General features: G+C 40.0%; 15 protein-coding genes. 4 read left to right on the top strand and 11 right to left on the bottom strand.

The features are described 5' to 3' along the window. Positions 1-109: 109 nt before the first annotated feature. Both J0A69_RS12810 and J0A69_RS12805 read right to left on the bottom strand, forming a co-directional pair. A complete protein-coding gene (locus J0A69_RS12810) occupies positions 110-1,144 on the bottom strand; it encodes a DJ-1/PfpI family protein (protein ID WP_206587003.1) in 1,035 nt (344 codons plus the stop codon). A 58-nt stretch (positions 1,145-1,202) separates the two neighbouring features. Further along, positions 1,203-2,168, bottom strand: coding sequence for a GlxA family transcriptional regulator (locus J0A69_RS12805; protein WP_206587002.1), 966 nt, complete (start codon positions 2,166-2,168; stop codon positions 1,203-1,205). Between the two features lie 191 nt (positions 2,169-2,359). Here J0A69_RS12805 and J0A69_RS12800 point away from each other — a divergent pair, with 191 nt between their 5' ends. The 4 genes from J0A69_RS12800 (at position 2,360) to J0A69_RS12785 (ending at position 7,909) form a co-directional block, all read left to right on the top strand. Further along, the gene (locus tag J0A69_RS12800; protein ID WP_236032869.1) at positions 2,360-3,862 is read left to right on the top strand and encodes a rhamnogalacturonan acetylesterase; all 1,503 of its coding nucleotides are present in this window, start codon (positions 2,360-2,362) and stop codon (positions 3,860-3,862) included. A 63-nt stretch (positions 3,863-3,925) separates the two neighbouring features. Continuing rightward, positions 3,926-4,243 carry an L-rhamnose mutarotase gene (gene rhaM, locus J0A69_RS12795; RefSeq protein ID WP_206587000.1) on the top strand — a complete coding sequence of 106 codons (318 nt, stop codon included), beginning with the start codon at positions 3,926-3,928 and terminating at the stop codon, positions 4,241-4,243. Positions 4,244-4,253: 10 nt separating this feature from the next. Beyond that, entirely contained in the window at positions 4,254-7,025 is a 2,772-nt protein-coding gene (locus J0A69_RS12790; RefSeq protein ID WP_206586999.1) for a glycosyl hydrolase, read from the top strand. 65 nt (positions 7,026-7,090) lie between these two features. Further along, positions 7,091-7,909, top strand: coding sequence for a PAS domain S-box protein (locus J0A69_RS12785; RefSeq protein ID WP_206586998.1), 819 nt, complete (start codon positions 7,091-7,093; stop codon positions 7,907-7,909). Positions 7,910-7,928: 19 nt separating this feature from the next. Here J0A69_RS12785 and J0A69_RS12780 read toward each other — a convergent pair whose 3' ends face one another. The 9 genes from J0A69_RS12780 to J0A69_RS12740 form a co-directional block, all read right to left on the bottom strand. Continuing rightward, positions 7,929-8,438, bottom strand: a complete 510-nt coding sequence (locus tag J0A69_RS12780; protein ID WP_206586997.1) for a PH domain-containing protein — start codon at positions 8,436-8,438, stop codon at positions 7,929-7,931. 127 nt (positions 8,439-8,565) lie between these two features. After that, positions 8,566-10,353: a glycoside hydrolase family 9 protein gene (locus J0A69_RS12775; protein WP_206586996.1), complete on the bottom strand. Its 1,788-nt coding sequence runs from the start codon at positions 10,351-10,353 to the stop codon at positions 8,566-8,568. Between the two features lie 226 nt (positions 10,354-10,579). Continuing rightward, positions 10,580-11,668 (bottom strand): RICIN domain-containing protein, encoded by a 1,089-nt coding sequence (locus J0A69_RS12770; RefSeq protein WP_206586995.1) that lies wholly within the window; start codon positions 11,666-11,668, stop codon positions 10,580-10,582. Between the two features lie 141 nt (positions 11,669-11,809). Next, the gene (locus tag J0A69_RS12765; RefSeq protein ID WP_206586994.1) at positions 11,810-13,372 is read right to left on the bottom strand and encodes a glycoside hydrolase family 43 protein; all 1,563 of its coding nucleotides are present in this window, start codon (positions 13,370-13,372) and stop codon (positions 11,810-11,812) included. 71 nt (positions 13,373-13,443) lie between these two features. After that, a complete protein-coding gene (locus J0A69_RS12760; protein WP_206586993.1) occupies positions 13,444-14,547 on the bottom strand; it encodes a hypothetical protein in 1,104 nt (367 codons plus the stop codon). A 98-nt stretch (positions 14,548-14,645) separates the two neighbouring features. Next, positions 14,646-15,944 (bottom strand): M28 family peptidase, encoded by a 1,299-nt coding sequence (locus J0A69_RS12755; RefSeq protein ID WP_206586992.1) that lies wholly within the window; start codon positions 15,942-15,944, stop codon positions 14,646-14,648. Positions 15,945-16,092: 148 nt separating this feature from the next. Beyond that, complete coding sequence (locus J0A69_RS12750) at positions 16,093-17,586, bottom strand: sodium:solute symporter (RefSeq protein ID WP_206586991.1); 1,494 nt, start codon at positions 17,584-17,586, stop codon at positions 16,093-16,095. 33 nt (positions 17,587-17,619) lie between these two features. Beyond that, entirely contained in the window at positions 17,620-18,984 is a 1,365-nt protein-coding gene (locus tag J0A69_RS12745) for a DUF3748 domain-containing protein (protein ID WP_206586990.1), read from the bottom strand. A 120-nt stretch (positions 18,985-19,104) separates the two neighbouring features. Further along, complete coding sequence (locus J0A69_RS12740) at positions 19,105-21,072, bottom strand: FG-GAP repeat domain-containing protein (RefSeq protein WP_206586989.1); 1,968 nt, start codon at positions 21,070-21,072, stop codon at positions 19,105-19,107. Between the last annotated feature and the right edge of the window lie 101 nt (positions 21,073-21,173).

The following is a 21,173-nucleotide window of genomic DNA, read 5'->3' as shown; positions in this document are numbered from 1 at the left end:
AGCCTCATGAAATCAATTACGTAAATGGCAGGAAAGCGGGAGTTTTTGGCAAAGCCGATTCGTTTGAAAAATCAGACAAATCAAGCTTTTTGAATAGGCCTGAAGCAATCTATTGAGTTTGGATTTTGGCATATAGGGTTCCCTCTTTTTGCACTCTATATCCAAGAATGTCCCCTTGGGCATTCCTATCAAAATAGACCAAATCCCCATCCACATCCGAAAATACATCCCCAGACTCATGGTATAGCGGATATTTCACTCCCTTGATTATTGCATTCAACTCCTGGGATTTTTCATTTAAAATGAATTCCAGCGTAGTATTATCCTTATACTCGTATTTCCCTGTATAATCTTCCAAACCCAAATTCATGGCTTGAAAAAGATAGGGATCCTCGTTTGTCAAGATTAAGCCATCTCCTGGAACCCAATTGTCATATTCCATATAAAAAGCGGTTCGCTTGGCTTTTTTCAGACCTTGAAATTTGGCCACCAAATGCAAAGCGCCATCTATTCCTGCAGAAATCCCAGCTGTTGTAATCACTTTCCCATTATCTACAAAACGAACATCCTTCCGCACATCTACAGCTGGGTAGTTTTCCTCTAAATTGTTCAATGCGTCGTGAAAAGTTGTGGCAGTCATCCCGTCCAGAACTCCGGATTCAGCAAGCAAGAAAGCACCAGTACATACTGAAAAATAGTATTCGGTTTCCGTTTGCTTTTTGATCCAATCCACCACTTCAGGATCCCTGTAAGCAGAAGCTGCATTTCCACCAAAAAAAGCAAGAATATCGGCTTTGGGAGCATCCTCAATGGAATAATCCGGAGTGACTTTTAAAACTCCTTGGGACTTAATCGGAGCTTTGGTCTTAGAAACTGTGAATACTTTATATCCAGCGTAAGAGAATACTTCCAAAGGTCCCGCAAAATCCAACACCTCTACCCCATCCTGAAGGTAAAAAGCGATGGTTTTTATTTCCTGCTTTTGGATCAAGGGCATGTTACAATGAGGACAAATCCCGGGTTGATCATGGACAACCGAATCACATTCCGAATCGCAAGGCGGGCAGATATACTGTGGAGAATCCTGAGCGCTGGCGGAAAGGAACATAGTTACAGCTAAAAAAAGGGTATATAAATATTTCATGGCTAGCTTTTTCTACAAAGCTAAATGGAGTCTCCTCTACATGAAAGGACAATCGGGCTCAGTATTCGGCCAGTTGATTCGGTAGAACTCCCTCGTATTTCTTAAGTAGGGTACGTAATTGATTGCTGCTTTTCAATCCACAACCCGAAGTCACAGCCTCCAACTTTTGACCATTGGCAAGCATTTTTACAGCTCTTTCCACTCGGAGCTTATCTCGATATTCTCCCAAAGTAATGCCAGTCGTCTTTTTAAAATTTCTACTCAAACTTCTAGGACTCATGCAGGCATGCTCACCTAGGCTTTCCACGCTCAGATCCTGATCAAGATTCGCCGCCATGTAATCCTGAACTTCATGGATTCTATTGTCCAAGTGATTTCGGAATTGAAGAAAAACACTCAGTTGAGGATCTTCCTTTGATCTTCTAAGGTATAAAACCAGTTCTTTGGCAACTTTCATAGCTAGGATAGGCCCGTAGATTTCCTCCAAAACATACAAGGATAAATCAATGCCCGAGGTAACTCCTGCACTGGAGTAGATCCTGCCGTCCTGCACAAAAAGTCTATCTTCCAACCAGTTTGTTCTAGGGAATCTGTTCCGAAATCGTTCCATATACTTCCAATGGGTAGTGCAATTTTTCCCATCTAAAATTCCGGACATAGCCAAGATAAAAGTCCCGGTACAAACCGAACAGATTTTGGCTCCAGACACATATTGCACTTTCAACCAATCAAAAAAAGCTTGGTTTTTGACAGCAAACTCCTCACTTAAAAGGAGCTCAGAATCTATCCCAGGAACAAAAATCCAATCCTCAGAGGAAAGCCGAAAATCATTAAAGTTAACCAAATCACTCAAGGAAAGTCCCGCACTGGATTTTTGAGTGGCTCCTTGCTCTGTCCCAATAAAGTAAGTTTTTAAATCAGTCACCATTTCTGCTGCCTCGTAAAAAGCATGTGCTGGACCAGAAATATCCAACAAATGTACCATTGGTGGTACCGCAAAAAAGACTCTGTTTACTTTATCCATTTATAATTTTTCTGAAAATTTCTTTCTCTGCTAATTCTACTTTTTCAAACTTCTGCTGAAAAAGAATTACTAAAATTAAATTTTAAAGACCATTCAAGGAACAGCTTAAAGTCTTCCTGTTTACTTTTTTTACATTAGTTTTTATAAACTTATTAAAAGTTTTTAATCGAACCTGTACAATGAACCCGCTCTTGAAAACCAATTTTAAAAGCCTCTCAATTCTAATCGTAATTTTTAGCCTCCTCCTTTTGGCATTTCATGGGAAACAAGAATCGAATCCAAAAACGCTGTATCTGATAGGGGATTCTACTGTCAGAAATGGCGGAGAAGGGAATCTTCAGAGAGGTTGGGGTAATTTTCTTCAGGAATTCTTCGACAGCACCAAACTAACTGTCAGCAATCAGGCAATGGCGGGTAGAAGTACCCGAACTTTTATAAAAGAAGGAAGATGGGAAAAGGTACTTTCCACCCTGCAAGCCGGAGATTATGTGATCATGCAGTTTGGGCATAATGAGGGCTCTGTCCCAGATACCACAAGGGCAGGTTATAGAGGAGTTTTGAGAGGAATGGGAGATGAAACAAAGGAATTATCTTGGCCTGATGGAACCAAAGAAACAGTACATACCTATGGATGGTATTTGGAAAAATTCATTCAGGACACCAAAGTTAAAGGAGCAACTCCTATTGTAGCCTCGATGATTCCCAGAAACAAATTTCAGGATGGAGAAGTTGAGCGAGCAAATCAGGATTTTGGAAAATGGGCTAGAGAGGCAGCTAGAAGGCATGGAGTCCCATTTATTGATTTAAATTCCATCGTCGCTGATCAATATGATGAATGGGGTCCTGATGTAGTCAAAGGACTTTTCGAAAAAGACCATACCCATACCAATGAGGCTGGTGCCAGAATCAATGCCTGGTCTGTCACAGAAGGGATTCGAGCCCTCGAAAACACAGATTTGAAAGACTACCTAAAAAAAGACAAGCCAACCTTGTTTTTGATTGGTGATTCCACTGTTAAAAATGGACAAGGAGATGGTGCCGGAGGATTATGGGGCTGGGGAGATTTTATTGCCCCCTTCTTCGATCTGGATCGAATCAAAGTGCAAAATCATGCGCTCGGAGGAACCAGCAGCCGAACATTCCAGGCTTATGGTCTTTGGGAGAAAGTTCTGGATAAAATGGAACCTGGAGATTATTTGATTATGCAGTTTGGACATAATGATTCAAGTCCTTTGGCAGATACTTTAAGAGCTAGAGGAACTATCAAAAGTGCTGGACTAGAAGCTGAGATTATCTATAATCCTATAACCAAAAAGCAGGAAACTGTCTATTCCTATGGACAATATCTGAGACAAATGATCTTAGCGGCAAAAGCCAAAGGAGTTACTCCGATTGTGTGTTCCTTGATTCCTAGAAATAATTGGGTTGAGGGAAAAGTAACCCGTGCTGATTCGGATTATGGACTTTGGGCCAAGCAGGTTGCACTGGATACGTACACAGCTTTTATCGACCTGAATCAGTTGGTAGCAAATTACTATGACAGTTTAGGAGAAAGCTATGTGAAAGACCATTTCTTCAATGACAAGGACCATACCCATACCATTCAAGAAGGCGCTGAACTGAATGCTGAAATTGTAGCGAGAGCAATCGCTGATCTGGAGGAAATTGAATTGAAGGAATATTTGAAAAAGTGACTTTGAAAGAAGTACGAAGTAGAGATGGTTCAGAAATCGTAAATCCGAAATCGTAAATAAGCTATGTTGAAAAAAATTGCTTTCCGAATGAAATTGATTCCCGGAAATGAAGCCGAATATGAAAGGAGACATCGGGAGATTTGGCCTGAATTGGTTACTTTATTAAAAGACACAGGAATCGTTGATTATCAGATATTTTTGGATAAAGAAACTTCTTGTCTTTTTGCATATCAGGTCATTGAAGGGGATGCCAATTCGCAGGATCTTGGAGGAACAGAAATCGTTCAACACTGGTGGAAATATATGGCCGATCTTATGGAAACCAACCCAGATAACTCTCCTGTTTCAGTTGCCCTACCCAACGTTTTTACCCTGCTTTAAACCCACTCTTATGAAGCTCAAAAGCCTCCCACTTATTCTGCTTTTTGCACTCTCCTTTTTAAGTTGTAATACTGATAATCAAACTCAGAAAGGTTCTGATGACTGGCCAGAAATAACCCTGACCTCCAAACCTTGGACACGCTGGTGGTGGATGGGAAGTGCGGTGGATCAGAAGAACATTTCGTCTTTAATGGAATCCTATCAAAAAGCCGGAATTGGAGGAGTTGAAATTGCTCCAATCTATGGAGCAAAGGGATACGAGGATCGATACATTGATTACCTATCGGAGGATTGGTTGGAAATGCTTGAGTTCACCGTTCAAAAAGCTGATTCCCTTAAAATGGGTGTAGATCTGACCCAAGGAACTGGCTGGCCCTTTGGAGGTCCACAAGTCAGCTTAGAGCATGCTGCCACAAGTATGAAAATCCAGGATTATAGCAAGCAGGATGGAAAACCCTTATCAGTTCCTATACTTTTCCAGAGAAGAAATGAAAGCCAGCCAATTGGCAAGCTGGTCGCTGTCATGGCTTATGATGAAGAATTGAATGCAGTAAATATCACGGAGTTTGTGGATGAGAATGGAAAGCTAAATTGGAATAAACCCGGCAACTGGCAGATCAAAGCTATTTTCTTGGATAAAACCGGACAGAAAGTGAAGCGGGCTGCTCCCGGAGGTGTGGGTTTCACCTTGGATCATTTTAGTAAATCAGCGGTGGATGCTTATAATCAACATTTTGCACAAGCCTTTGCAGTCAAGGATTATGGCTTTAGAGCATTTTATAACGACAGCTTCGAAGTTTATGGAGCGGATTTTACAGTTGGATTTTTTGAAGAATTTGAAAAATTAAGAGGGTATGATTTAAAGAACTATTTACCCTATCTGGAAAGCCAAGATGATTCAGAAATTGTCCGCAGAATCAAGTCAGATTATAGAGAAACTATTAATGATTTGTTGCTTAGCAACTTCACTAAAAATTGGTCAGATTGGGCACATAGCCAATCCAAATTGACCAAAAATCAGGCTCATGGTTCGCCGGGCAATTTATTAGATCTCTATGCATCAGTTGATATTCCAGAATGTGAAACTTTTGGATCAAGTTACTTTCCAATTCCGGGTTTAAGAAGAGACAGTGCGGATATCCGAAATGTGGATCCCGATCCAATCATGTTGAAGTTTGCATCCTCGGCTGCTCATGTCACAGGGAAAAATCTGGTTTCCTCGGAAACTTTCACATGGCTAGGAGAACATTTCAAATCTTCTTTTTCCCAGATGAAACCAGAAGTTGAGCAAGCATTCCTAGCTGGCGTAAATCATATTTTTTACCATGGAGTCACTTATAGCCCAGAAGATGTCCCCTACCCAGGCTGGCTATTCTATGCTTCCTTAAACCTGACCCAACAAAACAGTCTCTGGCCTCATTTCGATGAGTTCAATCAATTCATCACCCGAACCCAGTCCATCCTGCAATCTGGAAAGGCAGATAATGAATTGCTGGTTTATTGGCCGGTATACGATGTTTGGGCAGAACCCAAGGGTAAAATGGAGATGATTACAGTGCATGCAGTGGATGAATGGCTACACCCAACAGACTTTTACAAACAGTCAAAACAAATGATGGATGTAGGCTATTCCTTGGATTTCATTTCGGATGATATGATCTCCAAAACTCAGGTAGATCAAGGAATGCTCAAAGCATCTGAAAAGCATCAAGCGCAGGTCTTAATCATTCCAGACACGGAATTTATGCCCATGGAAACCTTGAAAAATATCCTCAGATTAGCTGATGAAGGTGCTAAGGTGATTTTTCAAAGTAAGCCAAAATCTGTTCCTGGCTTTCATCCAGAATCCGCAGCCATGCAGGCAGCTTTGGATCAATTATGGGAAAGTCTGAATTTTGAAAACGGAAAATCCGATCATGGAAATGGTCAAATAATCCTTTCCAATTCCATTCAATCTGCCTTAGAAGAGCTGAGAATTGATAGAGAAACATTGGTAGATACTGGATTAGATTTTATCCGAAGAAAAGCTGAGGATGGCACTTATTATTTCCTAGTAAATCACAGTCCCAATACGATTCAAGAGAAAATATCCCTAAATGTGAATGCTGATCAATTGATTTTGATGGATCCATTAACTGGAAAAAGAGGGAAACTAGCTTCACAAAAAGAGGGAGAAAAAACCACAACAACCATCTATTTGAAATCAGGGGAATCCATATTTATCAAAGTCCTAGACTCCCAAGCCTCTTCTCTACCCGTTTGGCCTGATTACAGTAGTTCAGGGAATGCAACAGATATTTCTTCCAATTGGTCACTTACTTTCAGTGCCGGTCAACCCAAAGTTCCTGCAACCCAAAAGATGGACTACATCCAGCCTTGGACGGATCAAGGAGAAGCTGAAGCAGATGACTTCTCGGGACAGGCTACATATTCTTCTGAATTAGAACTTTTGAAAACTGAGGGAAAGCAATACTTATTGACTTTTGAAAAAGTGCATGAAAGTGCCAAAATCTGGATAAATGAAGAATATGCCGGCGCAGTTTGGAGCATCCCTTATCAGTTGGATATTACGGAGCACCTAAAAGATGGAAAAAACAGCATCAAAATAGAAGTTGCCAATCTTATGGCCAATAGCATCCGGTATTTGGATAGAAATGGAATTGAATGGAGAAATTACCATGAAATCAATTTTGTCAATATTGACTACAAACCCTTTGATGCGAGTAATTGGAAAACCATGCCCTCGGGAATTGAGGGTAAAGTCCTAATTGAAGAATATTAATATGTCGGTCTTATTAATTAAATGGAATTGATTTAATTAGAGAAAAGATCCAGTTCCTAATGCCTATGGGGAAATCCTTTTACATCAACAAACCTTGGTCAATCGCTTTGACTTATTTGGTTTTGGGTATTGTTTGGATTCTGTTTAGTGACAGCGTAGCAGAGACTTTGGTCAGCGATGATATCCGCCAAATGTCAACCTATCAATCCATCAAAGGGGTCTTTTTTGTAGTCATCACTGCATTACTTATCTATATTTTAATCAACCGACTTTATAGTCGTGTCAAAAGAAGAAATATTGATTTGGAACTCCTTTTCAAAAATCCGGACCTGGGAATATTGAAACTCGATGAATCAGGGAAAATCAAAAGTATCTCAGAAAATATTTTTAAGATGACCGGGTTCAAAAGTGAGGAATTGATTGGGAAACATATTCTTGAGTTTTTTCCAAAAGAAATTCAAGAAGAAAGTTTTGAAGATCTTATGGAAATTGCCTCTTCCAAGGAAAACAAGAGTTTTCAACTGACAAAGCAAATTATCTCCAAAAATGGAGATGCGATTATTCTCAAAGCCTATGGGATGAAAGTCCTAAACGAAAAAAGTAAAAAATATACCTTCATTGCGGCCTTCCAGAATATTTCCGAGCAGATCAATTTTTTAAATTCCTTGGAATCTCAGAACAAAAAATTAAGGGAATTAGCCTTCGAACAATCCCATATTGTAAGAGCTCCTTTGGCCAGGATCCTTGGAATTGCAGATCTGATCAATGGGTTTGAATTGGATAATGAAGAAAAAAAGGACTTATTAACCCATATCAATACTTCTGCGAAAGAACTCGATCAGGCTCTCAGAGATATTAACTCTAAAATGAGTACAGATTTATGAGTTTTGATTCAAAAGTCAATTAAGAGTTTTTATACTCAGTCAAGCGATCATACAATCCTAAGTCATCAGGAGTAATTACGATATTCCTTCCATCCCGGAGCTCCAGTAAGATTTTGTTTTTCCTTTGAGTTGCATAAAAAGTCGAACTCCCGATTTTTGGAATGTAGAATTTCCCATAGTATCCAAATAATCCACCAACGCCAAAAGTTCGAATTGTCCCTCTAGACTCAAAATCTTCAAGGATTCGTATACTTTTTATTTCAGAAATCTTAAAGGTTACACTTCCAATCACTCGATTCACTTTCAATTCACTTCTATTCAATGTATAGGACTGAGGGGCAAATATCCAGCAGCCAATATAAATTCCCGCGAACAGAAGTATTACTCCAAAATAAACAAGGCTGAATTTAAATTCTCCCTCCTCCTCCATCATTTGCCAAATAGGTTTTAGAGCTATAAAAGTAAACAACACCAAAACTCCTATTGTAATCAATATCGCCACCCAATCCATTGATGCTTTATACTTCATTTTACTGCTTTGTTTATTTTGAATTTCTCCACTTTAAAATTTTTCAAACTTATATCCCTTCTCCTTCTATCAAGTAGTCAATGCTTTAAATTGAACTGCTAGAAAAAGGATATAGAAAAATAAAGTCTTACTCATTATTCAGAAAAGTCAGAATCATCAAGAGTTCGGCTGAACCGTCTAAAGTGGGTTCATTGGTACTGTAATCCATCCAATCATCCATGTATTTGATATGCTTGGGTTGTAAATGTGCATATTCATCTGGCTCCGAAAGCTCTATCCCAAGCATATTTTCATGAATGGAAGACCATAAAGGGCCGTCCACCAAGCTACCTTTTACAGGAATATTAAGGATTCTCCAGAAAGGCATGTGCACATCCACAGGATGATCTGCATGCTCTGGAATGCCTGTCAGCATACTGCTGCTCCAAGGATTTAATCCCAAAAGCCAATTCATATGATCCATCATCAACTTTCGGTACTTTTTAGAGCCCGTCATTTCTTCATAGAGCATCGCTTGAGTTGCTACGGCCGCTGCCAAATTATTGGAACACCAAATAAACAAATGACCTACACCATAGGGATTCTGCTCTGCTCGGATTAGAATTTTTTCGAGGTTTTGTTCATAATAATCCACCATCTTTTTCTTGTCCTCCTCTTTTCCAATCTGCCATAAAGCATAATGACCCATGTTGACATAAGGATACATTTCATAATGGCTGGCACTATCTCTTTCCATCCAAGACCAAGCCTGAATCAGATCTGCATAATGACGGGCATCATCTAGGTATTGCTTTTCTTTGGAAACTTTAAACAACTCAGCAGCAGCCCATTCCATATCATCAGCCCAAGTATTTTCTTCATAGCGATACGGAGCACTGAAACTATTTCCTTGCTGGAACCCCTCTTGCTTTTTGCCCATTTCATAAAGCTCTACAGCTGCTTTCATACACTGATGAGCAAAGTCATGATAGCCTTCAAAGCTGATAAAAACCTGATAACCTAGAGCTAGAGTTGCTGCTGACCTTCCAGCTAAATTTGCTATCCCGGTTGCCTCACTTTTATATTCAGCCAATCCTTGGGGCTTACCTGTAGCAAAATAAACGGGTCTAAAACTATTTGCCCCCCAACCGTAATCAGCATTGTCTTCATGAGGTAATTTAAAGCCACGATGATCTCTGTCATCTGCCACCTGATGATACAATTCATTGGGTCCTGGGTGGAGTTTTAAGATCCAGTCTAAACCCCATTTTGCCTCATCCAAAATATCTGGCAATTCATTTCCACCAGGTAAACCTTTGGCATCCACCTGATCTTTAAACTTTTCCGGTTTCATCTGGAAAGTCATCAGTAACCTGGCCGCGGTATTACTACTCGTAATTAGATATTTCAATTGATCTCCTGCATCATGCCAACCACCAGTTGCATCAATTTTTGTAGAATCAGACCAAAGTCCAAAAAAGCTTAAGCCATCATCCTGATGACAAAATTCCTGTGTCAAGGGATTGAAACCACAGCGCTGAGTGCGGATAAATGAAACAACATCCTCCTGCCAGGCAGGATAGGAACCTATGAAAAAGGGCTCACTTTTAACCTTGGACTTTTCCAGCTCCACATAATATTCACCTGCTTCCTCCACTATTGAAAAGTCCATCTGATAATAGTATTGGAAAGGTTCCCAAGCGGATTCAAGTTGATTCAAACTTAATTTCCGAATCTCCAAACCGGCTGAATTTCGAAGGATAGCCTGCTCGCCATTCAATTCCACTTTACTCAAAACCAGCGCTTTCTTGGGCATATTCGCTGGATAGCCACCTAGATTTACCCGAATCTCCGTTACAGTCTCAGCCAAAACCGCCTTGGATAAAAATAAAACTAGCCATACAGTCAATCCTCTGATGAAAATGGAAGGCCTCATAAGTATTGGTTTAGGGTAAAAAAGACAGATTCAAATCGAAATCAGGGTGCTATGCAAAATGAAATTTCAGAGAAATTAATTTTTATTAAGAGATAATAAAAGGGCTTTTAACTAAAAATAACAGAATTAGGATATTTTTATTTTAATGTATTACATCCAGAAAAAATCAAGCAAATAGACACACAAAAAGGGCAGCCGCATTTCATTCAGTTGTAGGGTAAATAACTTACATCTTTCGATGTCCTTTTAGCAATACGGGATTGAATTCGATTAAAATCAATTCTGCATCATCGGTACAGTCTCGATCATCACTGATATCAGCTCCCATCGTATCCCCTCTCAAAATAATTCTACGTACAGGGCTGTCTTCTGGAAAATCTCTTCCAGCCAAAAGTTCATGCTCACCGTGACCATTTAAATCCATCGAAAAGTAAAGAACATTCGGACTTATCATTTCTCCAATTATCCCATCTGGCCTGATAGGTGTAAAACTAAGTACATTCTCTCTGATCACTTTGGAAACTTGTGTTTCGTTTCGGATCATTTTGATTTCTATTTCTGCATTCAGTGAACTTGGGGTTGGAATTAATTTTACTGAAACAGTCACATTTGGATCACCCCCAAATTCCCGGTCTCCTCTGATTAAATTATCGATACATGCGTTAGCGATATTCTTTGGTTGGCCATCTAAATAAAATGTAAAAGCCAAATCATTTGGCTGAAGTACCCATTTAGCCCTATCTTCATTTCTATTATCAATCAGTGTAATTGAATTATTAGAAAGTTGATTTGTAGTTTGGGTATGGGCTAAATATTTTCCGCTTTCTGAGGCACGAAAGCTATAACTTCCATCAGGATTCATAATTATATCCCAATCCTGAGAATACCTGTTATCGCATGGAACAAACCGTGAATCACTACCTAAACAACCTTTTTTTTGAACTGTGTATTTTCCATAAATAATATATTTCCCGTCCTCCTTCTTTTTAAACTGCCAATACCTATTATCCCCTCCTAAAATCCGTTTCAGGTTAACTCTCATGTCTGTTTCACTATTTGGATTAACCGCATGGCTCAATATCCGATTTTGAAGCCCAGAGAAAGTCTGAATAAAATATTCTTTTGATTCATCCAGCCCAGGATTTTGTTCCAGAGGTTTGGTCAACTTTGATACATCATAATCGCGGATGGCATTGCTTTCTTTGACAACCGAGTTTCGTTTATTTTTTGTATCCTTTTTAGTTTGGGCATCTGAAAAAATCTGGTTCGAAAAAACCAAAAACAATAAAAGGAGAATGGATTGAAGACGAAACATCCTATTAAAATAGCCCATTAATTCCAATATGAAAAGACTCCTAGCTGCTTTTTGGCAGATCTGCTAATTCTAATTCTGGATTCAATGAGTTAATCAAAACCATCTTTTAATCAGTGAATCAGGACCCAACAAACATATAGATCAATCATATTCGATCTTGAATTCCTCAAAAAGCCCAGTAGCTTCATTGGATTGGCCTTTTACGGATACACCAGCCTTAATTCCCCATGACCAAAAGCCCAAATGATCTCCAATTACCTCTTGTTTCTGCTCTTTTTGATTGGTAACAGTAAGCCAATTATCACCATCAAGGCTATAGGAAAATAAAGCAATATGAGCATCTTTTACCTCTGCTCTCAGCTGGATTTTTTCTGTTTCCTCAACATTCATTTCATGAAGGACTTCAAATGCTCCATCCACTACTTCCCATAAAATCAAGTTGCCAGCCTGAACTCCCAAGCCAAGGCTTTTGTCTCTTGTAGCGTAAAGTGAAATACTTTTCATTGCTTCTCCACTTGTCAAAACAGTGGTTTCCATGCTAAAGTCAGCTTGAGCTGGATTGATTCCTAGGAATATTCCAGAGGCATTGGATTCCTCTCTTTCTTTTTCTGTCAATTGGAGATTTCCATCCTTTAAGCTTGATTCAAATTGATGGGCAGGGATATCATATCTCCAGAATCGGGATAGCTCCTCTCCCTCAAAATCATCTGTCCAATCGGAGGAAAGGCTGTTTAATTCTGCTGGAGTTTCACTGACCTTAAAAGAAGGCCAGGAATTTCCTTCTTCCCAAAACATCTGGCTCAACAAGGTGCTTCTTCCGAGGTAAGGAAATCCAGCTGCAGGATAGGCATGATATAGATAAAACCAATCCTCGCCGGTTTTAAGAGCTGTGCCATGCCCGGGGCATTTCCAGTTTTCATTGCTAGATAAAATCGGATTTCCTTCGAATTTTTCCCAAGGCCCTAAAAAGGATTTAGCTCTTGCCACTCCAACCATGTAATCACAGGCAGCTCCGCAACAAGCATTTCCTGAATAAAGCATGTAGATATATCCATCCTTCTCAAAGATGCTTTGTCCTTCAATACCACCTTTCTCCCAGCTTTCTGCCTCGGCGGTTATCATTTCAAATGACCCACCCTCTAATCTCAAACCATCCTCTGAGAGCTTAGATCCGATTAGAGTGATGGGCTTATCTGGATTGAGACCATATGCTTTCCAACTCACATACAATTGCTCGTCCTCCTCAAAAACAAAGGCATCAATAGCTTCATTTCCCCAGGCTAAAAGCTCACCTTGATCTTCAAACCCTTTTTGGATATCGGTGGTAATCGCCACTCCGATGACTGATACCCCATCTTTTCGCTTTGCGGTATAGAAGCAAAAGAATTTCCCGTCCTTATAATACAGTTCGGGTGCCCAAAAGCTGGAAGAAGTCCAACCCGGGATTTCCTGAAAAACATAGCTTACAAAATCCCAATGGATCAGGTCAGTGGATTTATATATCGGATATAAAGGTCCCCAATCATTAGATGAACCCGTGGCATAATACACTCCATCCACTTCAATCATAGATGGATCAGGAAGCTCTCCTGGAATGACATGAACCTGAAGAATCTCGTCTTTTGATTCAGAAACAGCTTGTTCTTGTTTGGTCTGACAATAAGTCAATAGAAAAATTAGGGCTAAAAAAGGAATTAATCTCATGAGATGCTGATAGGTTTGAAAAAGTAAAGATGGGCAAGTTTCTTAAAGGACTAAAACCGATAATAGAAAAATCAATTCCCCAATTCCTTTTCCAAGTCTTCCCATTCCCCTTTCAGGGCTTTAACTATCAAAAAATTCCATTTTTGTTGTTGCTCGGCATCCATTCCATTCTGGGTTTGGGTATCATAGAGTTCCTGAATTCTGTTCATTTCCCTGTAGGCATCAAAATACATTTCATTGATTTTAGCCTCAAAAAATTCTAGCTCTAGTTCTGTATTATTTAACCTGTAGATCAATCGATCGACAATCACCTTTAACAGATCAAAATGCTTCTGTTCATGATTGATTCCGTAATCATCGGGATTTTTAACCCAAGATTGATTAGGCAACATGAAGGCTTTGATAAAGATATTTTGCTGGATGATCCCATCATTTAGTTGGGCATTGCCCTCAACAGAAAAACTGCAGGTGATAGTCGCATTGAATTTACTCAAGGGATCTGGTCTGTCTTTGAAATATTCCCAATTCAAAGGAATATTGGGATTATAGAAAATTGTATCGTTTTGAATATCTGGAAGAATATACCTTGCATTCATCCGAACGGACTTTGCCAGATCTCTATTTGTTCCAGCATTCATATCCATCCATTGATTGAAATATGCCAAACTTTGATCTAGGTATTCATTTGTAACCTCCTGCAGTTTATTGATGCTATTGGCGGTTCGTTGGTATTTCACCAGATTGGAATAGGTCACCAGATGAATAGGATTCAGATTTCCTTTAAAATAAAAAGCGAGTCTCAACTTCAATTCTCCCTCGTACAATTTGGTCGCATAGTTTGGACTTTCATAAATAGATAAGTCCAAAATCCGCACTTGAATCTTGCGATTATCTTCGCTTGCTGTGTCTATTTGAGAATTAAAGTAATCGAGTAATGCAGGATCAAGTTCCTCTTCAAAGCTGACCGGAATCCGCTTTTTAGTCACATAAAAAACCTCCCCTATCAGCTCCTTGTTTTTCCTCAAATCCAAGATTTCCCCAAAATGATAATCAACTTGATATTGGCTTCGGGAGTGAGGTCTAAGTTTGATTTTTACTTCCTGTGAAACCGCTTTAAAGCTGCAAAGCAAAAAGCAGCAGAGGACGAGGAATTTTAGATAAAAAGAAATCTTCAATGACAGCGGGTTTATTGCGTCTTAGTTTAACTATAAATAAGTTAATAAGGATCTTTTTTAAGGTTTTTTGATAATTAATTCAGTTTCTCTGGATAGAATTAATCAATGCGTTCTACCCGAGTAGGCGTGTCTTTTCCACTGATAATACTTTGGCTGCTAATGGCAATTGACTTGATGATCTCAGTCATGTTTACCATGTCCAAAGTCTCAAACTCATCACTAGCCTTATGATAATTTGGCTCATCATTCGGAGCTTCTTCCATTTTGGCTGTGGAGATTGTATGAGCAGGAACTCCCAAAGCCGCTAGCGTTCGATTGTCAGATCTGTAAAAAAGGTTTTGCTGAGGATATGGATCCGGCTCGAAATGAAACTTTGAACCGCTCAGATTCTTTTGTAGAATCTCTCCCATACTGCTTTTTTCATAACCCGTGATATAGGCAGAATTAGTACCCCACTTGCTTTCTGTCCCGATCATTTCAATGTTGAACATGGCCACCACCTGATCTGGATCCAATTGCTCGGAAAAATAAGTGCTTCCAAACCCACCTGATTCTTCTGCTGTAAAAGCCACAAAGATTAAGCTTCTTTCATTATTGTTCAGCTCCTGAAAATACTTCGCCAACATGATCACAGCTGTTGTTCCTGCTGCATTATCATTGGCGCCATTGAATATACTATCTTGGTCCGAACCAGTGTTTCTAATGCCTATATGATCGTAATGGCCCCCGAAAACCACATATTCATCCTTTTTGGATTTGCCAGGAATCATTCCCACGACATTCTTCAATTCTTCTTTTTTCACAGTATTCTTCACTTCCAGTTGAATAGAAGATGGGTCCAGATTGGAAGTCAAGATAAAAATTTGAGAAAACTCAGTTGGAAATTTTGCTCTGCTAGAGCTTCTGGCCAATCTTGGGAAATTATCTGCATGAGATGGATCAATCAAGACCAAAAGGTTTTTCTTCTCTCTTAGCAAAGGAAAAATACTTTGATTGAAAATATCGTCTTTCTCCAAGCTAATAACTTCATAGCCTTCAAATGACTGAAGGTTCAAAGTTTCTGAAGTTGAATTGACAATCACATTCTCCAGATTTAATTGCTCTGAATCAAGAGTTCCTGTAATCTGCTCGGGAACTGCCTGAATGGTAATAAAACTCTGAAAATAAGAATCACTCCCCTCTAGGTAAGGTAATCCTGCTTTTTCAAATTCTGCAGCGATGAAGTTTGCGGCTTTCTCCAAACCAGGAGTAAAGATCATCCTTCCTTCCATATCATCAGAAGACAGTGTTTTTTCGATTCTAGACACCTCTTCAACATTGATGATAGACTCAATTTTTGGTTGGCAGGAATAAGCTGCGATTGCAAAAGCAGAAAGGAATAAAAGGGATTTTTTCATAGTCAGGAGATTAAAAGAATTGATTCCAAATATGCTCACAACATTTCCATTGGAATCGAGGGCTAAACATAAGTTTAAATTTTCAGAAAATCCTGCCGCTGATCCAAGTCTACCTTACCAATAACTATTCTGGATTATTGACCTTCCTTCATTTTTCAAATTTTCTCTGAAAGAAAGAGCTCAAAATAAATCCCACAATAAAAATGGTAAGGGTTCCCATGACTATGGTCAAATTAGCATGAAGAGTATTTTGAAAGCCTTCCAGAGCTGTGCCTTGAAACAAAACAGCTGACAAACTCATCCATCCAATCACCAAAACACCGCAAAGAACCCCGATGGCTGCGGCTTTGCTGGAAGCTTTTCTCACAATAAATCCCAATAAAAACAAGCCTAAGATTCCTCCACTGAAAATGGAAGAAAGCGCCCACCAAGCTTCCAAAGCGCTGCTGACTCCATTGAATGCCAAAGCCACCACGATGCTGATGCCTCCCATCACAAAGGAGCTAAGAAACAATACCCGCATTGACTGCTTTTCGGTTGCGTTCTTGTTGATGTATTTCCGGTAATGATCCGAAAGAAAAACTGTTGCCGAACTATTGATACTGGTAGAAACAGTACTCATTCCCGCTGCGAAAATCGATGCAATCAAAATCCCTGTTACCCCTTTCGGCAAACCGGAAACAATGAAATATGGAAAAACCTTGTCGGCATTTTCTGGAAGTTGAAGGTCGGCAGGTAATAAATCCGGAAAAGCCTGATAATAGGAAAAGAGAGTTGTACCAATGAAGAAAAACAAAAGGGAAACAGGAACATACAATAAACTACCTAGCCAGGTAGATTTAATCGCCTCTTTTTCGGTCTTGGCCGTGATATAGCGCTGAATATAACTCTGATCAATCCCAAAATTCTGGAGATTGATAAAGAGCCCATAGATCAGAATCAGCCAAAATGTGGATTCCACAAAGTTGAAATCAAAACTCCCCAGACTGAATTTATTTGCTTCTGCCGCAATGCTGATTACCTCTCCGGGACCATTTGGCATGGAAAACAGAATCACTAGCAGACAAAGTACTGCTCCTCCGATCAGGATAATTCCCTGAATGGCATCTGTCCAAATCACAGCCTCTATTCCACCCATCATAGCATAAATGATAACTGAAATCCCAGTACAGGTAATAATCACGGGAATACTCCATCCAAATAATGCATTCATCGGCAAAGCCAATAAATACATGATTGCTCCCATTCTAGCCATTTGGGTTAATAAATAGCAGATGGAAGCATAAACCCTTGCCCAGGATCCAAAGCGGGTTTCCAAGTAATAATAAGCCGATTCACTTTTCAGCTTTCGGTATAAAGGTACGAAATAACTAACTGCAATCCATGCCGCCAGTGGTATAGAAAGACTGAAAACAAAGCCATTCCAATTGGATAGATAGGCATTTCCAGGCAAAGCCAAAAAGCTAATGCTACTGACAAAAGTGGCAAAAATCGACATCCCGATTGCCCAACTTGGAAGTCGCCCGCCTCCAGTGGTGTATTCCAAAGCTGTCCTCTTTCTGAATGAAAATGATACGCCAAAGAGTACTATGGCAGCCATGTAGACAAAAAATACAATTAAATCAATAATGGGTAAATCCATGGAGGCTAGGTTTTTGGGTGGTAATTTTTAATGTCAATTCGATAGAAAATCTGTTAAATCGAGCATAAAGATTTGAAAATAAGATGAATCCTGATCAGCTACTTTTCTATTATAAGCTAATTGATAACCTGAATTGGACCAATTGAGATTGCTCAAATGGCTTGTTGAATCCAAAGCTGTGGAGTAAATCATTTGAACCTCTCCACTTCTCGAATCGCCGATATAGATCTTTTCCTGAATTCCATAAGCTAAGAATTTCCCATCGGCACTGAGGCTAAAAGAGGTGTCTGGTGAAATCGTATTGGAAGTCAGTCTTTTAATTTCTCCTCCATTAGGAGAAACTGCATAGACTTGGACAATTCCGGAATCGTCTTTTTTGTAGAAATAGATAAGACTGCCATCTGGCGAACTCCTCAACCATTGCCTTGGCCCTTGGATACCAGGATAGGGTTCATTTTCTGTAAAAGTCAGTCTTCTTTGAATCACCCCTTTGGGAAGGGAAGGAAATGCATCCTTGCTACCAGCATTGATTGAGGCTTTCATTTCTGAAATTTCATCGGGAATATCAGAGATAAAAACTTCAGTGATTTTCTCTCCATTTGCGGTAAACATATCGCCCAGATAAGCTAAAGCCCGTTTTTGAATGCTCCCATCAGGTTTTGTATAACCATCAGTTCCAACCCAGCATTCCTCATAAGCCTTATTGATTTGATCGGTTCCATGTTCGGGTTGGGAATGAACCTCCGCCAACAAAACTGAAAAGGCTTTCCCATCAAAATTCTCATCATCTCTTTCTCCCAGAATACTGACTGGTTCATCCAATAGAAAGGCTCCCACTGTTCTCAGATCCTGAACTTTCGGATTGACTAAGACTTCCTCCGCCAGAACTGCATCGTTGTAGGTAAAGCTGACCAACTTGCCATCCTTACTGAAAGAGTAGGCATGCGAACCTCCTCTCAAGGCTCCTTTGGTAAAGGGTGCTTCTACATCTCTGGCTTCTAGAGGCCCAGAATTCTTAGGATCATCCAAATCCAAAAGCAAGGCAAACCTTCGGGTAAAAGTGTAGGGCCTCGATTCGGAAGCGTTTTTTAATCCATGAATAAAAACTACCTGATTTTTCTTTGGGTGGAAACTAGCTGCTCCTACACCGGGGCCAAAACTACTTTGGTTTTCCAAGCTATAGACTGGCCGACTTTCCTGCTTGAGTATATTGAGAATTCCTATGGAGGCATTTTCTCCGATTTTGGAATCATCATTTCTATAATCAAAAACCAAAGATTCATCATCTGGAGAAAAAGCTTGCCTTTGATTCAGCATATGACCCTTGGGTTCATGGGTCAATTGGATTTCCTTAGTAGTTTTCTGATCAGTAGAATTATCGGAGTTTTCTTGGTTCATGTTTTTGGGTTTGCAGCCCATGAATGTAAAAAGAAGAAAGGCAAAGAGAAAAAAGAAAGCCATTGGAACAGCAAGCAATCCATTCAAATTGAGACCAAAGCTTTTTTGGGAATTAAACATCTAGTGTTGGAAATGATAGAAGTGTCCGTCTTCCGCTCCAAGTAAGATTTCCCAGACACCGTCCTGATTCCAGTCCACAAAAGTTGGACTTGTAGTATGTCCTGCTAAAACCTTTTCGGAAATAGGACCTTTCCAGCGGAAAACCACCTTCTCTGGCTCTTGGCTGATATTTTCGAAGAGAGTGGCATTGATGCTATTGACGAGCAAATCCAAATCACCATCTTGATCCCAATCCACCATAGTCAATTTTCTCCTTCCACTTCCTCCCGCTTCCGCATTATTTAACCTCAAAAGCCCTCCTTCCTCATTAACAGCCTTATCTCTATTCGTATAAACGGAGGCATTCTCGCCATAAAAAATCCTTTCCCCCGGTAAAATTGCTTTTTGCCCATTCTCTTGGATTCCTTGGAAAAAGGATAAATAGCCTTCCTCATCCAACATGATCAGGTCAGTTATCCCATCCTGGTCCCAATCGATCACAAAAGGAGTGGTTCTCCATTGGGTAACCAGCTCATCAGGTGCAGACTTCCACCAGTTCCAAGCAGGATTGCTAGCTGTTTCATCTTGTCTTAAGACCTTGATAGGTTTGGGAGCATCCAAACCCGAGGAGCTGTTTTTGATCCATTCTACCTTTCCCCAAATGGAATTGAAAACAATATCTTTTCTTCCATCTCCATCCCAGTCTGCGACCGAAAGTGTGGTATACCCCCATTTTGCTTCTGCTGGGCCTTGGATTGAGCCATTCTCACCTGCTTGAATTCGGATAGGTTTCCCAGAGGATTCCAGCAAAACAGGTTCTTTCCATTTTGGATTGGCTCCTCCACTTATATTTTCTATGAAAGCAAAGTAACCAGCAGAATTCCCTGTGATCAGATCCTCATCTCCATCCTCATCCCAGTCCACGCTAACTGGAGTGGCCAAAGCTCCAAATTTCAAATTATCTGCCTCTTGCCTAAAATATGCTGGCGATTCAAAAACAGGTATTTGCCCCTCTAGCTTACCGGTATTTCTAACCAAGGCAACCCTTCCATCCTCATCTCCCACTACTAGGTCAACATTCCCATCCTGATCCCAATCCACCGCCACTGGTATAATCATTTCCAGATCCATCTTCAAAATTCCGGTATCATTTGAAAGAAAAACTCCAGATGCATACTTAGGATTTTCTCGGGTGCCGATATTTTCGAAATAACTCAACCTATCTAAAAACTCCCCACAGATCAGATCCAAATCACCATCTCCATCAAAGTCGGCAAAGTTGGGCGAAGGAGCTCCATAAACATCCAAGATCTTCCCTCCCGCATTTATTCTCCCCAGATTCATATAAGTGCCATTCACATTCTCCAGGAGAAAAACATATCCATGCAAGGGCCCATTGGTCCATTCGCCTTGATCATTAAAGGCATTGTCCCATCCATAATCAGCCCAATCATCTATGCCTACCACCACGTCAAGGTCACCGTCCCCTTCATAATCAACCATTTTCCACTGATTGAAGCGAACCTTTTCAAAGCCTTCCTTTAAAACTTCTGAATCAAAAAGTGCTTGTTCCTGTGTGGCAAGACTGTTCTTGAAGTCAAGCAATTCAGCTCCGGGAACCAAAACTTTGACTCCTTCGGCAATATGAGAGACTTGCACATTTTTGATAGCATCTCCCAATCTCACTGGTGCAGCAAAGACTGGAAAAGTCTCTCCGCTGGTATTTTCAAAAAAATAGAGTCCGTTAAAAGGTTTATCAGGGCAGGAAACCAAAAGATCCATGTCTCCATCCCCATCATAATCCATTGGCAAAGGCCAAGCCCAAAGTCCTACCCCCACAAAAGATGTTGCCTCTGGATTATTATATTTTACTAATTCAAAATCCTTAGGTCCATCAGGAACCTTGGTATCCTTTTGGGATTCTTTTTGGGAACAAGATGTCAATAGACCATAGAACAAAAAGAGGAAACAGTGAAAAGTATTTCTCATGGGGTGATTTCAGATTATTTGGGTTGGACTATTCAAAATTGAAATAATCAAGAACAGTAATGTGATTCTATTTCAAAATACAATGAAATGAGGAATAGCTT

Source organism: Algoriphagus pacificus, from assembly GCF_017254845.1.
Classification (GTDB): Bacteria; Bacteroidota; Bacteroidia; order Cytophagales; family Cyclobacteriaceae; genus Algoriphagus; species Algoriphagus pacificus.
Note: the sequence above shows the minus strand (reverse complement) of the source record. Positions and strands in the feature narration are given on the sequence as shown.